The organism is Pseudonocardia sp. DR1-2, assembly GCF_023717215.1.
In the GTDB taxonomy this organism is placed as follows: Bacteria; Actinomycetota; Actinomycetes; order Mycobacteriales; family Pseudonocardiaceae; genus Pseudonocardia; species Pseudonocardia alni.
Genome location: NZ_JAMQOF010000006.1, coordinates 97,754 through 110,941, shown reverse-complemented (window position 1 = coordinate 110,941; position 13,188 = coordinate 97,754). Strand labels below are relative to the sequence as shown.

General features: G+C 74.4%; 18 protein-coding genes and 1 tRNA gene. 13 read left to right on the top strand and 6 right to left on the bottom strand.

All coding sequences use genetic code 11. The features are described 5' to 3' along the window. Nucleotides 1-4: 4 nt before the first annotated feature. Together ND486_RS18665 and ND486_RS18660 are read right to left on the bottom strand one after the other, a co-directional pair. Nucleotides 5-580, bottom strand: a complete 576-nt coding sequence (locus tag ND486_RS18665) for an isochorismatase family protein (protein ID WP_251785511.1) — start codon at nt 578-580, stop codon at nt 5-7. 3 nt (nt 581-583) lie between these two features. Further along, on the bottom strand, nt 584-1,870 hold the full coding sequence (locus ND486_RS18660) for a nicotinate phosphoribosyltransferase (RefSeq protein ID WP_251785510.1): 1,287 nt from the start codon (nt 1,868-1,870) through the stop codon (nt 584-586). A gap of 38 nt (nt 1,871-1,908) precedes the next feature. Here ND486_RS18660 and clpS point away from each other — a divergent pair, with 38 nt between their 5' ends. Both clpS and ND486_RS18650 read left to right on the top strand, forming a co-directional pair. Then, nucleotides 1,909-2,217: an ATP-dependent Clp protease adapter ClpS gene (clpS, locus tag ND486_RS18655; RefSeq protein ID WP_060710877.1), complete on the top strand. Its 309-nt coding sequence runs from the start codon at nt 1,909-1,911 to the stop codon at nt 2,215-2,217. Nucleotides 2,218-2,219: 2 nt separating this feature from the next. Further along, entirely contained in the window at nt 2,220-2,771 is a 552-nt protein-coding gene (locus ND486_RS18650) for a DUF2017 domain-containing protein (RefSeq protein ID WP_251785509.1), read from the top strand. A 16-nt stretch (nt 2,772-2,787) separates the two neighbouring features. On the opposite strand, the gene ND486_RS18645 is transcribed toward ND486_RS18650, so the two are convergent. Continuing rightward, on the bottom strand, nt 2,788-4,476 hold the full coding sequence (locus ND486_RS18645) for a bifunctional UDP-sugar hydrolase/5'-nucleotidase (RefSeq protein WP_251785508.1): 1,689 nt from the start codon (nt 4,474-4,476) through the stop codon (nt 2,788-2,790). A 134-nt stretch (nt 4,477-4,610) separates the two neighbouring features. Between ND486_RS18645 and ND486_RS18640 the strand changes: the two genes are divergently transcribed. From ND486_RS18640 to ND486_RS18595, 10 genes are all read left to right on the top strand, one after another. Beyond that, complete coding sequence (locus tag ND486_RS18640) at nt 4,611-5,105, top strand: M67 family metallopeptidase (RefSeq protein ID WP_100880863.1); 495 nt, start codon at nt 4,611-4,613, stop codon at nt 5,103-5,105. Between the two features lie 115 nt (nt 5,106-5,220). After that, entirely contained in the window at nt 5,221-5,496 is a 276-nt protein-coding gene (locus ND486_RS18635) for a MoaD/ThiS family protein (RefSeq protein WP_062404265.1), read from the top strand. 62 nt (nt 5,497-5,558) lie between these two features. Next, entirely contained in the window at nt 5,559-6,506 is a 948-nt protein-coding gene (locus tag ND486_RS18630) for a cysteine synthase (RefSeq protein ID WP_251785507.1), read from the top strand. A gap of 49 nt (nt 6,507-6,555) precedes the next feature. Beyond that, a complete protein-coding gene (locus ND486_RS18625) occupies nt 6,556-7,152 on the top strand; it encodes a rhomboid family intramembrane serine protease (protein WP_208825042.1) in 597 nt (198 codons plus the stop codon). A gap of 3 nt (nt 7,153-7,155) precedes the next feature. Beyond that, entirely contained in the window at nt 7,156-7,986 is an 831-nt protein-coding gene (gene murI, locus ND486_RS18620) for a glutamate racemase (RefSeq protein ID WP_062400757.1), read from the top strand. A 62-nt stretch (nt 7,987-8,048) separates the two neighbouring features. After that, nucleotides 8,049-8,423, top strand: coding sequence for a hypothetical protein (locus tag ND486_RS18615; RefSeq protein WP_073576167.1), 375 nt, complete (start codon nt 8,049-8,051; stop codon nt 8,421-8,423). Beyond that, entirely contained in the window at nt 8,416-8,817 is a 402-nt protein-coding gene (locus tag ND486_RS18610) for a hypothetical protein (protein ID WP_073576166.1), read from the top strand. The genes ND486_RS18615 and ND486_RS18610 overlap by 8 nt, the downstream gene beginning before the upstream one ends. Nucleotides 8,818-8,825: 8 nt before the next feature. Then, nucleotides 8,826-9,611: an MBL fold metallo-hydrolase gene (locus ND486_RS18605; RefSeq protein WP_251785506.1), complete on the top strand. Its 786-nt coding sequence runs from the start codon at nt 8,826-8,828 to the stop codon at nt 9,609-9,611. A 22-nt stretch (nt 9,612-9,633) separates the two neighbouring features. Then, nucleotides 9,634-10,434: a ribonuclease PH gene (gene rph / locus ND486_RS18600; RefSeq protein WP_224403355.1), complete on the top strand. Its 801-nt coding sequence runs from the start codon at nt 9,634-9,636 to the stop codon at nt 10,432-10,434. Then, the gene (locus ND486_RS18595; protein ID WP_251785505.1) at nt 10,431-11,120 is read left to right on the top strand and encodes a non-canonical purine NTP pyrophosphatase; all 690 of its coding nucleotides are present in this window, start codon (nt 10,431-10,433) and stop codon (nt 11,118-11,120) included. The genes rph and ND486_RS18595 overlap by 4 nt, the downstream gene beginning before the upstream one ends. Before the next feature lie 4 nt (nt 11,121-11,124). Here the strand turns inward: ND486_RS18595 and ND486_RS18590 are convergent, their stop codons facing one another. Next, nucleotides 11,125-11,523, bottom strand: coding sequence for a carboxymuconolactone decarboxylase family protein (locus ND486_RS18590; RefSeq protein WP_208825034.1), 399 nt, complete (start codon nt 11,521-11,523; stop codon nt 11,125-11,127). Nucleotides 11,524-11,700: 177 nt separating this feature from the next. Here ND486_RS18590 and ND486_RS18585 point away from each other — a divergent pair, with 177 nt between their 5' ends. Then, nucleotides 11,701-12,414: a TVP38/TMEM64 family protein gene (locus ND486_RS18585; RefSeq protein ID WP_251785504.1), complete on the top strand. Its 714-nt coding sequence runs from the start codon at nt 11,701-11,703 to the stop codon at nt 12,412-12,414. A gap of 18 nt (nt 12,415-12,432) precedes the next feature. On the opposite strand, the gene ND486_RS18580 is transcribed toward ND486_RS18585, so the two are convergent. Both ND486_RS18580 and ND486_RS29855 read right to left on the bottom strand, forming a co-directional pair. Next, a tRNA-Leu gene (locus ND486_RS18580) sits at nt 12,433-12,506 on the bottom strand. Next, nucleotides 12,506-13,162 carry a transposase gene (locus ND486_RS29855; RefSeq protein WP_251785503.1) on the bottom strand — a complete coding sequence of 219 codons (657 nt, stop codon included), beginning with the start codon at nt 13,160-13,162 and terminating at the stop codon, nt 12,506-12,508. Before ND486_RS29855 ends, ND486_RS18580 begins: the two co-directional genes overlap by 1 nt. Nucleotides 13,163-13,188 lie beyond the last annotated feature (26 nt).

Sequence of the window (13,188 nt, the reverse complement as noted above, 5' to 3'; positions counted from 1 at the left end):
GGGGTCAGGCGGTGCGGAGCTCCACGCCGGCCTCGGTCAGCGCAGCGAGCGCCCGCTCCGTCGTCTCCGGTGCCACCCCGGCGCAGTGGTGCAGCAGCACCGTCGTCGCCAGCCCGAGCCGGGCCGCGTCGAGCGCGGTCGCCCGGACGCAGTGGTCAGTCGCCAGGCCGACGACGTCGACCTCGGTCACCCCGTACTCGGTGAGCCAGTCGCCCAGCGGGGTGCCCGACTCGTTCGCGCTCGCGCCCTCGAACCCGGAGTAGGCGCTGGTGTAGGCGCCCTTGTCGAAGACGCACTCGATCGGCGCCACGTCCAGTGCCGGGTGGAACGACGCGCCCGGCGTCCCCGCGCGGCAGTGCGGCGGCCAGGAGTCGACGAAGTCCGGGGTGTCGGAGAAGTGCGGCCCCGGGTCCACGTGCACGTCCCGGGTGGCGACGACGTGGTCGTAGACCCGCCCGTCGCGGCCACCGGTCGCGAGCGGCCCGATCCCGGCGGCCACGGCGGCCCCACCGGCCACCGCGAGGGCGCCGCCCTCGCAGAAGTCGTTCTGGACGTCGACGACGATCAACGCTCGTGCCATGGCTCAGCTCCCGGTGAGGAAGGTGGTCGGGATCGCAGGCTCGCCGCGGGACAGCTTCAGCCCCTCCCACGGTACGGCGACCAGCGCCGTCCGCAGCCGCTCCCGGGCGGCCTCCAGCCCGGTGACGACGTCGTCGGCGACGACCTTCCCGTCCCGCACCAGCGGCACCGGCAGCACCCGGTCGTGCGGGCCGAGGACCGGGTCGGTGCCGTAGGGGTACACGACCTCCTCGACCGCGGTCCCGGTCGGCTTGAACCGGCGCAGTGCCGCCTTGCGCCCGCCGCGGGACTCCTTCGCGCTCGACCGCTTGGCCACCGGGCGCCCGTCGACCTCGACGAGCTTGTAGACCATCCCGGCCGTCGGCGAGCCCGACCCGGTGACCACCGAGGTCCCCACGCCGTAGGAGTCGACCGGCTCGGCGCGCAGCGAGGCGATCGCGTACTCGTCGAGGTCGCCGGAGAGCACGATCCGGGTGCCGGTGGCGCCGAGCGCGTCGAGCTGCTCGCGGGCCTGGCGGGCCAGCTCGCCGAGGTCGCCCGAGTCGATGCGGACCGCACCCAGCCCGGGCCCGGCGGCCGCGACGGCGTACTCGATGCCGCGGCGGATGTCGTAGGTGTCGACGAGCAGCGTGGTGCCGGTGCCCAGCGCGGCGACCTGGCTGGCGAAGGCCGCCGGCTCGTCGTCGTGCAGCAGGACCCAGGCGTGCGCGGCGGTGCCCGCGGTCGGGATGCCGTGCCGGGCGCCCGCGGCGAGGTTCGACGTCGTCGCGAAGCCCGCCAGGTACGCGGCCCGGGCCGAGGCCACGGCGGCCTCCTCGTGGGTGCGCCGCGAGCCCATCTCGATGAGCGGCCTGCCTGCCGCCGCGGTCACCATCCGGGCCGCCGCCGAGGCGATCGCGCAGTCGTGGTTGTAGATCGACAGGGCGACGGTCTCCAGGATCACCGCGTCGGCGAAGGTGCCGGTCACGGTGAGGACGGGGGAGCCGGGGAAGTACAGCTCGCCCTCCGGGTAGCCGTCGACGTCGCCGGAGAAGCGGTAGTCGCCCAGGCGCTCCAGGGTCGCCGCGTCGACGACCGGGGCGAGGAACTCCAGGTCGGCGGCGGAGAACCGGAAGCGCTCCAGCGCCTCCAGCAGCCGCCCCGTCCCGGCGACGACGCCGTAGCGGCGCCCGTCGGGCAGGCGGCGCGCGAACAGCTCGAAGACGCAGTGGCGTTCCGCGGTGCCGTCGGCGAGGGCCGCCGCCACCATCGTCAGCTCGTAGCGGTCGGTCAGCAGGGCCGTGCCGGTCATGGCCGGGAGCCTACGGCTCCTGTGCCACCATGGGGCGCATGTCCGCGCCGTCCCCAGCGCCGTCCCCGGCGCCCACCGAGCAGGTCACGCCCGACCTGGACGAGTCCGCCGGCCCCGACACGCCGTGGCAGGCCATCGTCTGGAACGACCCGGTCAACCTCATGTCGTACGTGACCTACGTGCTGCAGAAGGTGTTCCACTACCCCGAGGCGAAGGCCACCGCGCTGATGCTCGACGTGCACCACAAGGGACGCGCCGCGGTGTCGGCGGGGGACAAGGACACCGTGGAGGGCCACGTCGCCCAGCTCCACGCGGCCGGCCTGTGGGCCACCATGCAGCGGGCCTGAGCGTGAACGGCTGGAAGCGCAGCGGGCGGGGCGACCGCGTCCGCTACACGTCCGGGTTCTCCGGTGAGGAGGCCGTCGTCCTGCGGGGCCTGTTCGTCGAGATCCGCCAGATGCTCGCCGGTCGTGCCGAGCTCGCGCCCACCGACGAGCTGGCCGAGCTGACCGGCATCCGCACCGGCCCGACGTCGCGGCCGACCGACCGGGTGCTGGCCCGGCTGCTGCCGGACTTCACCACCGAGGACTCCGACCTCGCCGGCGGGATGCGCTCGCTGCACGAGCCGTCGCTGATCGAGGCCAAGGACACCGCCGCGGCGACCGTGCTGGACACGCTGCCCGAGGCGGGCGGACGGCTCGAGCTCACCGAGGCCCAGGCCGACGCCTGGCTGGCCGCCCTCAACGACGTGCGGCTCGCGCTCGGCACCGCCCTCGACGTGAACGAGGACATGCCCGAGCAGCTGCCCGACGACGACCCGCGGGCCCAGCACCTGGGCGTCTACCACTGGCTGACCTACGTGCAGGACTCCCTGGTCCGGGTCCGCGTCCGCGGGCTCTGACCCGCCCGGCCGCCCCTCAACGGCGCACGATCCGGTCGGTCGACGGCGCGGCGAGGCCCGGGTTCGCGCCCAGGTACGCGACGAACGCGTCGAGGTCCACCGGGCCGCCGACCAGCTCGGTCCCGGCGGTGAAGGTGTCGAAGCCGTCGCCGCCCGCGGACAGGAAGTTGTTCGTCGCGACCCGGTAGCGGCCGTCGTCGGTGACGGGGACGCCGCCGATGGAGATGTCACCGACCCGGTTCCCGGCCACCACCGTGTAGCGCAGGTTCGACGAGCTCTGCAGGACCGTCGGACCGTCGTCGACGGTGAACTGCTGGTCGAGCACCGCGCGCAGCTGGGCGCCGGTGAGCGTCATGGTCTGCAGGATGTTGCCGAACGGCTGCACGGTGTAGGCCTGCCCGTAGGTGACCCGCCCGCCCGCGCCGGGCACCAGGTCCGCGCGCACCCCGCCCGGGTTGGTCAGCGCGAGCTGTGCGCCGTCGCCGCGCGAGGCGGCGAGCTGGGCGTCGGCGATCACCGTGCCGAGCGGGGACAGTCCCGACGGCGCGGCCGCGCGCAGCAGCGGGCCGGCCAGGGTGCCGACCGGGCGCTCGGCCAGCGGCCGCGACTGCGCGACCGCACGGTCGACGACGTCGGCGACCGCCGGGTCGGGGGCGACGTCGCGGGTGACCACCACGTTGCGGGCGGTGCCGGTCGCGGCGCGGTCCACGTCGCCGTCGCCGGTCAGGGCGAGGTCGACCACCGAGAGCAGCCTTCCGAACGACAGGCCCTGCACGAACGGTCGCGGGTTCCCGGCCGGGTCGGTCGCCGAGCACGCGTACTGCTGGTGGGTGTGCGCGGAGAACACCGCGTCGACGTCGGCGGACACCGCGGCCGCGATCCGCGACCCCGGCCCGCCGGGCTCGATCGCACAGGCGTCCGGGCCGCCGTCGCCGGTCGCCTCGTCGCCCTGGTGCAGCAGCAGCACCTGTGCCCGCACCCCCTGTGCGGTCAGCTCGCGCGACGCCGCGTCGACCGCGGCGACCTCGTCGCCGACCTCCAGTCCGCGGATGCCGTCGGGGGAGACCAGGTCGGGCAGCTCGGACAGGGTGGCGCCGATGACGCCGATCCGGGCGCCGCCCGCCTCCACCACCGTCGACGCGGCGAGCGCGGGCTTCCCGCCCTCGGTCACGTTCGCCGACAGGATCGGGAACGACGCGCCGTCGTAGGACGGGGTGAAGCGGCAGCCGTCGGCCGGGTGGCAGCCGCCGCGCTGCAGCCGGCGCAGCTCGGTGATGCCCTCGTCGAACTCGTGGTTCCCCGCGGCGGACGCGGCGACGCCGATCCGCTCCAGCACCTCGACGGTCGGCTCGTCGCGGAACAGCGCCGACGCCAGCGGGGACGCGCCGACGTTGTCGCCGGTGGACAGCACCACGCTCGCCGGGGCCTGCGCCCGCAGCGCCGCGATGTGCGCGGCGACGAACGCGGCGCCGCCGGCCTCGACCTGCGCGCCGGCGTCGTCGGTCACCCGGCCCGAGGACCCCGAGGGCGGCTCCAGGTTGCCGTGCAGGTCGTTGAGCGCGATGAGCCGCACCGTGCCGGAGCCGGGCGCGCCCGCGGCGGGGCGGCCCGAGAGCGTCACCGCCTCGACGGTGACCGCGACCGCGAGGACGACGACGAGCACGGCGGCGAGGACGAATCCGACACGGCGACCGGAGGGGGGCACGCAGGGCAGTATGGACGCACCCCTGCACGGGAGGCCGTGGCCGGGATCACAGAACGTGGTGTCGGGTGCGTGAACGGCCGGTTCCGGCCCGGCGGGTGTTCGGTCCCGCGGCCGGGGCCGCGTATCCTCGGGTCGTGCTCGTCCTCCGGTCCGACCTCGTCGATGCGATCGTCGCGCATGCCCGCCGGGACTTCCCGGTCGAGTCGTGCGGGCAGCTCGTCGGTCCCGAGACCGGCGAGCACCCCGAGCGCTACGTGCCGATGACCAACGCCGACGAGGTGGCGAGCGACTTCGCCTTCGCCCCGGCCGAGGACATCCGCCTGGAGCGCGAGCTGGACGCGGCCGGTGAGCGCCGCATGCTCGTCGTCCACTCCCACACGCGGCTGCCGCGGCGGCCGGTGGCGCACACCGGTCTGCCCGAGGCCTACCCGTCGCCCAAGGACGTCGCCCAGATGGAGTGGACCCCCGACCAGCACTGGCTGATCGTGGGCCTCGCCACCGCCGACGCCGAGCCCGAGGTGCGCTCCTACCACCTCGCCGACGGCGAGGTCGTGGAGGACGAGCTGGCGGTCGTGGAGTCCTACATGTTCTCCCACACCGGCTCCGACGACGTGCCCGACCGGGCCTGATCGACCCTCTCGCGCACCCGCGCCGGAGGTCGCGCGGGAATGTCGCCGTACTCCGGCCGCGTTGTCGCGCGTGAGAAATCCACGCCAGAGCGACCCACCAGGAGTGATCACCGAGATGGCCGTCTCCGTCTCCATCCCCACCATCCTTCGCACGCACACCGACGGTGAGAAGACCGTCGAGGCGAAGGGCGACACCGTCTCGGCGGTCATCGACGACCTGGAGTCGCGGCACAGCGGCATCAAGGACCGTCTGATCACCGACGGCAAGCTGCACCGCTTCGTCAACATCTACGTCGACGACGAGGACATCCGTTTCGCCGGCGGCCTGGAGGCCCCGGTCACGGAGTCCTCCACGTTCACGATCCTCCCGGCCGTGGCCGGCGGTCGCTGAGCCCCACCGGACCCCGGCACCGGGCGGCGTCCCCGCCCGGTGCCGTCGTGTGAGGAGAACCCGTGCGTTACGACTCGTTGCTGCACGCCGTCGGCGACACCCCGCTGGTCGGGCTGCCGTCGCTGTCGCCGTCGGAGGACGTGCGGCTGTGGGCGAAGCTGGAGGACCGCAACCCCACCGGCTCGATCAAGGACCGGCCCGCGCTGGCGATGATCGAGGACGCCGAGAAGCAGGGGCTGCTCACGCCCGGCTGCACGATCCTGGAGCCCACCTCGGGCAACACCGGGATCTCGCTGGCGATGGCCGCGAGGCTCAAGGGCTACGAGATCATCTGCGTGATGCCGGAGAACACCTCCTCCGAGCGCAGGCAGCTGCTCGCCATGTACGGCGCGCAGATCATCTCCTCGCCGGCGGCGGGCGGGTCAAACCAGGCCGTCGCCGTCGCCAAGGAGCTCGCCACCGAGCACCCGGACTGGGTGATGCTCTACCAGTACGGCAACCCGGCCAACACCGACGCGCACTACCGCGGCACCGGCCCGGAGATCCTGCGGGACCTGCCGTCGATCACCCACTTCGTCGCCGGGCTCGGCACCACCGGCACCCTCGTCGGCGCCGGGCGCTACCTGCGCGAGCACAAGCCCGACGTGCAGGTCGTCGCGGCGGAGCCGCGGTACGGCGAGCTCGTCTACGGCCTGCGGAACCTCTCGGAGGGCTTCGTCCCGGAGCTCTACGACGAGACCGTGCTGACCGGACGGTTCTCGGTCGGCTCCTACGACGCGCTGCGTCGCACCCGCCAGCTCGTCGAGCAGGAGGGCATTTTCGCCGGGATCTCCTCCGGCGCGATCCTGCACGCCGCACTCGGCGTCGCGAACAAGGCGCTCGACGCCGGGCAGCGCGCCGACGTCGTCATGATCGTGTGTGACGGCGGCTGGAAGTACCTGTCCACCGGCGCGTACTCCGGTGACCTGGGGACCGCCGCGCAGGGCATCGACGGGCACCTCTGGGCCTGAACCGGGCACAACGGGCATAGCGGGCGGCCGTGCCGGTACCGTGGGGGACATGACCGCACTCCCGGACGGCCGCCCCGCCCGCGTGCTGCCGCCCGCGCCGGTGCGCGCCGCGGTGATCATGCTGGCGTTCACCGCCGCGCTCTACGCGATCGAGGCGGTCGACCAGGCGTCCGGCGGGATGGTCGACGCCGCCGCGGCGATCTACCCGCGCAGCACCGACGGCCTCGCGGGGATCCTCACCGCGCCGCTGCTGCACGGCGACTGGGCGCACCTCGCCGCCAACAGTCTGCCGTTCCTGATCTTCGGGTTCCTCGCCATGTCCGGCGGGCCGGTGCAGTGGGTCGCGGTCACCGCCACGATCTGGGTGATCAGCGGGCTGGGGGTGTGGCTGACCTCGCCGCTGCCGGTGCTCGGCGCCTCCGGCATCGTGTTCGGCTGGTTCCTGTTCCTGCTCACCCGCGGCTTCCTGGCCCGCAACGGACGGCAGATCCTGCTCGCCGTCGTGCTGTTCCTCTTCTACGGCTCGATCCTCTGGGGTGTGCTGCCGTCGGACCCGATGGTCTCCTGGCAGGGGCACCTGTTCGGCGCGATCGGCGGCGTCGTCGCCGCCCGCTGGGTCGCGAAGGCCGACCGCCTACCCTCCTAGGGTGTGAGCGACGCGCCCGGTATCGACGCCCCGATCGGCATCTTCGACTCCGGAGTCGGGGGGCTCACCGTCGCCCGCTCGGTCATCGACCTGCTGCCCGCCGAACAGATCGTCTACGTCGGCGACACCGCGCACAGCCCCTACGGGCCCCGCCCGCTCGCCGACATCCGGCGCCTCGCGCTCGCGATCGGCGACGAGCTCGTCGACTCGGGGGTCAAGGCGCTGGTCATCGCCTGCAACTCCGCCTCGGCGGCCTGTCTCGCCGACTTCCGCGAGCGCTACCCGGTCCCGGTGGTCGAGGTCGTCCGCCCGGCCGTGCGCCGCGCCGTCGCCACCACCCGCAACGGCCGGATCGGCGTCATCGGCACCGCCGCGACCATCGCCTCGGGCGCCTACGCCGACGCCTTCGACGCCGCCCGCGACACCGAGATCACCTCGGTGGCCTGCCCCCGGTTCGTCGACTTCGTGGAGCGCGGCACCACCAGCGGACGCCAGGTCCTCGGCGTCGCCCAGGGGTACCTGGAGCCGCTGCAGCGCGCCGGGGTCGACACCGTCGTCCTCGGCTGCACCCACTACCCGCTGCTGTCCGGGGTGCTGGAGATCGTCCTCGGCCCGGACGTGACGCTGGTGTCCTCGGCCGACGAGACCGCCCGCACCCTGGTCCGGACCCTGCACGCGCACGACCTGCTGCGCGACGACACGACCCCGCCCGCGCCGCACCGCTTCCTCGCCACCGGCGACCCGGAACCCTTCGCCCGGCTCGGCCGCCGCTTCCTGGGCCCCGAGATCGGCTCGGTCGTGGGCCGCGCGGGCGCCGCGCTCCCGTCCGCCTGACCACCGGCCGCGACGGGCGGGTCCTCCGCGCCGCACCGGGAACGGGGGGTAGCGTTCCCGCCGTGATCGGAACGCTCGTCCTGGTGATCACCGTGGCGCTCTCGGCCACCGCGCTGTTCGGGCTGGTCACGACGGCGCTGAACCGGCCCCCGAGCCGGGTGCACACCGTCGCCGTCGGGATCTGTGTGGCGCTCATCGTCGTGCAGGCGGCGATCGCGGCGTACCGGGTCCTGCTCGGCGGGGTCACCCTGCCCGAGCAGTCGACCTTCCTCATCTACCTCGCCGTCGCGGTCTGCGTCCCGGTGATCGCGCTGCAGTTCGCCACCGCCGAGCCGAGCCGCTGGGGCGGCGCTGTGATCGCCGTCGGCGCGATCGGGACGCTCGTCGCCGTGCTGCGCCTGCAGGGCCTGTGGATCCCGGGGGTGCCCGGTGCCTGAGCCCCGCGCCACCGCCACCGGCCCCGGGCGCATCCTCATCGCCGTCTACGGCATCTTCGCGCTCTCGGCCTCGGCGCGGGCCGGCGTGCAGATCGCCGAACGCTTCGGTGAGGCGCCGCTCGCGTACTCGCTGTCCGCGCTCGCCGGCTTCGTCTACATCCTGGCCACCGTCGGTCTGGCGGGCACCGGCCCCGGCTTCCGCCGCCTCGCCTGGTCCGCCGTGGTGTTCGAGCTCGTCGGCGTGCTCGCCGTCGGCGCGTTCACCACGTTCGTCCCCGCCGACTTCCCCCGCGAGACGGTCTGGTCGCACTTCGGCGCCGGCTACGGCTTCGTCCCGCTGGTGCTGCCGTTCGTCGGGCTCTGGTGGCTGCGGCGTACCTCACGAACGGGTTAGGGTCGCGCATGCGGCTGATCGTTCTCGGGTGCTCCGGCAGCGGCCCCGGACCCGAGTCCCCGGCATCGGGCTACCTCGTCGAGGCCGGGACGACCCGCCTCACGCTCGACCTCGGCAACGGCACCCTCGGTGCCCTGCAACGGCACGCCGACCCGTTCTCCCTTGACGCCGCGGTGTTCAGCCATCTGCACCCCGACCACTGCTCGGACTTCCCGTCGCTGGTGGTGCACCGTCGCTACCACCCCCGGCCCCCGTTCGACGCGACCTCGCGCAAGCTGGCCGTGCACGCCCCGGCCGGTGCGCACACCCGCTTCGCCCGCGCCGACGCCGTCACCGAGGCCGACTACGCCCGCACCGATCTCACCGACGTCTTCTCCTTCCACGACCTCGTGGTCGGCGAGCCGTTCACCGTCGGCACCGGGGACGACGCCGTCACCGTCACCGCGTACGAGGTCGTGCACGTCTGCCCCGCCTACGCGCTGCGCCTCGAGCACCGCGGCCGGGTCCTGACCTACTCCGGGGACACCGCAGCCTGCCCCGGGCTCGTCGAGGCCGCCCGCGACGCCGACCTGCTGCTCTGCGAGGCCAGCTGGCCGCACGCCGAGGCCGGGCCGCCCGGGGTGCACCTGTCCGGACGGGAGGCGGGCGAGCACGCCGCGGCCGCCGGGGCCCGGCGCCTGGTCGTCACCCACGTCCCGGCCTGGTTCGACCGCGAGTCCCTCGGCGCCGAGGCCAAGGCGGCCTTCGGCGGGACCGTCGAGCTCGCCCGGCCCGACGCGGTGTTCGAGGTCTGAACCGGCTTCCTACGATGGCCGGGTGACACGAACAGAGGGCAGGGCCGACGGCCGGACCGACGACGAGATGCGGCCGGTGACCATCACCCGGGGCTTCCAGAAGCACCCCGCGGGATCGGTGCTGGTGGAGTTCGGGGACACGAAGGTGCTGTGCGCCGCCAGCGTCACCGACGGGGTACCGCGGTGGCGGAAGGGATCCGGCCTCGGCTGGGTCACCGCCGAGTACGCGATGCTGCCCTCGGCGACCGACACCCGCTCGTCGCGCGAGTCGGTGAAGGGCAGGATCGGCGGCCGCACCCACGAGATCTCCCGGCTGATCGGCCGGTCCCTGCGCGCCTGCATCGACCTGCGCGCGCTCGGCGAGAACACGATCGCGATCGACTGCGACGTCCTGCAGGCCGACGGCGGCACCCGCACCGCGGCCATCACCGGTGCCTACGTGGCCCTGTGCGACGCCGTCACCTGGCTCGGCGAGCAGGGCAAGCTGTCCGATCCCAAGCCGATCTCCTGCCAGGTCGCCGCGGTGTCGGTCGGCGTCGTCGACGGCCGCGTCCGGCTCGACCTCCCCTACTCCGAGGACTCGCGGGCCGAGGTCGACACGAACGTCGTCGCCACCGAGACCGGCACCCTCATCGAGGTCCAGGGCACCGGCGAGGGCGCCACGTTCTCCCGCTCGACCCTCGACGCCATGCTGGACTCCGCGCTCGCCGGGATCGCCGAGCTGGCGCGCCTGCAGGTCGAGGTGCTCGCCGCGCCGCACCCGAAGATCGCCGCGCAGGCCGCCGCCGACGTCCCGGACACCGCGGGGGAGGGCGAGGCGTGAAGATCCTGCTCGCCACCCGCAACGCCAAGAAGCTCGTCGAGCTGCGCCGGATCACCGAGGCCGCCGGGCTCTCCGGGGTGGAGATCGTCGGGCTCGCCGACGTCCCCGAGTTCCCGGAGGCCCCCGAGACCGGCGCGACCTTCGCCGCGAACGCGCTCGCCAAGGCCCGCGACGCCGCCGCCGCGACCGGGCTGCCCGCGATCGCCGACGACTCCGGCATCACCGTCGACGCCCTGAACGGCATGCCGGGCATCTTCTCCGCCCGCTGGTCCGGCCGGCACGGCGACGACGAGGCCAACCTGCAGCTGCTCCTCGGGCAGACCACCGACGTCCCCGACGAGCGCCGTGGCGCCGCGTTCGTGTGCGCCGCCGCGCTGGTGACGCCCGACGCGGCCACCGCAGGCCCCGACTCCGACCCCGCCCCCGGCGACACCGACGGCACCGGCGGCCCGGACGCGGAGGCCTCCGTGCCCGGGCGCACCGTGGTGCACGGGACGTGGCGCGGCACCCTGCTGCGCGCCCCGCGGGGTGAGAACGGCTTCGGCTACGACCCGATCTTCGCCCCGGAGGGCGACGACCGCTCCTCGGCCGAGCTCAGCGCCGGGGAGAAGGACGCCGCCTCGCACCGGGGGACCGCGCTGCGCGCGCTCGTCCCGCACCTGCAGGCGCTGCTCGCCGACGGCTGAGGGACTACTCGGGAGCGGGCTCGGCCAGGACGCGCTGCGCGATCCGGAACGCCGAGTTCGCCGCCGGGACCCCGCAGTAGATCGCGGTCTGCAGGATGATCTCGACGATCTCGTCGCGGGTCAGGCCGTTGCGCCGGGCCGCCCGCACGTGCAGCTCGAACTCCTCCCAGTGCCCGTGCGCGACGAGCGCGGTCAGCGTCACCGCCGAGCGCATCCGGCGCTCCAGCCCGGGGCGGGTCCAGATCTCGTTCCACGCGTAGCGGGTGATCAGCTTCTGGAAGTCCGCGGTCGTCTCGTCGACGCGGCCCAGCGCCGCGTCGACGTAGTCCGAGCCGAGGACCTCGCGGCGCACGGCCAGCCCGTCGGCGTCCAGTTCGGCGGGGTCGATACCCGAGTCGCTCATGGTCGGCAGCCTCTCACGGCCGACCGGGGCGGCACGCGCGCCGACCGCGACCGGTGGCGCGCCCGGAGGTGCCCGGCCACGCGGACGGCCGCGGCCGGTGGCGCACACGGGGGAGTCCGGTCACGTGCGACGACCGCGGCCGACGGCACCGGCACGGGTCTCGGTACCGTGATCTCCGTGCGGTGGTGGCGGTTTCTGCTGGGCTGCCTCGGGCTGGTGCTCGCGGCCGCACTCGTCGTACTCGTGGCCCGGTCCCTGGGGCTGTCCGCCGTCCCCCGGTTCGGTGAGCTGCGCCGGGCCGTGGAGGCCGCCGGGATCTGGGGCCCGGTCGTGTTCGTGCTGCTCCAGGTCGCGCTGAACGTCCCGCCCTTCCCCCGGACGGTGTTCACCGTGTCCGCCGGGGTGCTGTTCGGCGCCGTCGGCGGTGCGGCGCTGACCCTGTTCGCGACCGCGCTGTCCGCGGTCGTGGCGTTCGCGCTCGTCCGGGCCACCGGCGGGCGGCTCGTCGCCCGCTACGCCGGCCACCCGCGCGCGGTGTGGGTGCGCCGCAGGCTCGACCACCACGGCGTGCTCGCGGTGACGTCGCTGCGGCTGATCCCGATGGTGCCGTTCGCGGTGCTCAACTACCTGTCCGGGCTGTCCCAGGTGCGGTTCTGGCCCTACCTGGTCGGCACCGTGATCGGGTCGGCGCCGAGCACCATCGCCGTCGTCGCGCTCGGCGACGCCGTGACCGGGCACGTACCGCCGGCCCTGCTGCTGGTCTCCGGGATCTGCGCGGTGCTCGGTCTCGGCGGGGTGCTGCTCGCCGCCCGCCGGCCGCTGCCCGACGAGCCCGACGGCGTCGCGACCGGGAGTGCGGGGCCGAGCGGGACCGCGCCGCCCGCCGGGTGAGGCGGGCGACGCGACGCGTGCCGGCGGCGGGATTCGAACCCGCACTTGCACGGACCTAAACCGTGTCTCTCTGCCAGTTGGAGTACGCCGGCTAGTTCTTTCGGCCGCACCAGGTATCGGTGAGGGCGGGGCAGTTCGCGCACAGGATACGAAGGTTCTCGAGCCGGTTGTCGGTGTGGTCGCCGTTGACGTGGTCGAGCTGGAGCGGGACGGGTCGTCCCTGCCACTCGGTCAGGCCACACCCACACCCCTCGCACCGCGCGGCCTTCAGCCCCTCCGCGACGAGCCGCCGGCGCAGGGTCGCGCTGCTGCGGTAGCTCGACCCGCGGACCAGGATGTCCGCCAGCGGGCGTGCCCGCCGGCCCGGGAAGGTCCGGCCCCGGGCCCAGGAACGCCCCGTGAAGTGTGTCGTGTCGAGCTCGAGCGTCCGGATGTGCGCGACCACCGCCCGGAACATGCCGCCGCTGGGCTCGTACCCGAGCCGCCGGAGCACGGCGTGCACGCTGACCTCGGCCGCGACGGCCGCTCGCAGCTCGCCGTCGGTGTAGCGCCGTCGGTGGTTGCGGTGCCCGGGGTCGAGCGCGCCCGGGATGTGGCTCGCGTCCGCGCCGGTCCGGACGATGTGGGCTCGCAGCTGGTCGTACCGCCCGGGCCGGATGCCCAGCCGGTGACACACCTCGCTCAACCGTCGCGACGCCGCCACCGCCGCGAGCAGCTCCTCGTCGGTCCACCGGCGGGCGCGGGGCACGTCCGCTCACCCCGCGCCCGCCGGCC

What these genes read in the sequence shown, in the direction of transcription:
- ND486_RS18590 (WP_208825034.1), bottom strand. Translation starts at nt 11,523, where the DNA reads ATGAGCGACTCGGGTATCGACCCCGCCGAACTGGACGCCGACGGGCTG.
- ND486_RS18625 (WP_208825042.1), top strand. Translation starts at nt 6,556, where the DNA reads ATGACCGCACTCCCGGACGGCCGCCCCGCCCGCGTGCTGCCGCCCGCG.
- ND486_RS18605 (WP_251785506.1), top strand. Translation starts at nt 8,826, where the DNA reads ATGCGGCTGATCGTTCTCGGGTGCTCCGGCAGCGGCCCCGGACCCGAG.
- clpS (WP_060710877.1), top strand. Translation starts at nt 1,909, where the DNA reads ATGTCCGCGCCGTCCCCAGCGCCGTCCCCGGCGCCCACCGAGCAGGTC.
- ND486_RS18665 (WP_251785511.1), bottom strand. Translation starts at nt 580, where the DNA reads ATGGCACGAGCGTTGATCGTCGTCGACGTCCAGAACGACTTCTGCGAG.
- ND486_RS18660 (WP_251785510.1), bottom strand. Translation starts at nt 1,870, where the DNA reads ATGACCGGCACGGCCCTGCTGACCGACCGCTACGAGCTGACGATGGTG.
- ND486_RS18635 (WP_062404265.1), top strand. Translation starts at nt 5,221, where the DNA reads ATGGCCGTCTCCGTCTCCATCCCCACCATCCTTCGCACGCACACCGAC.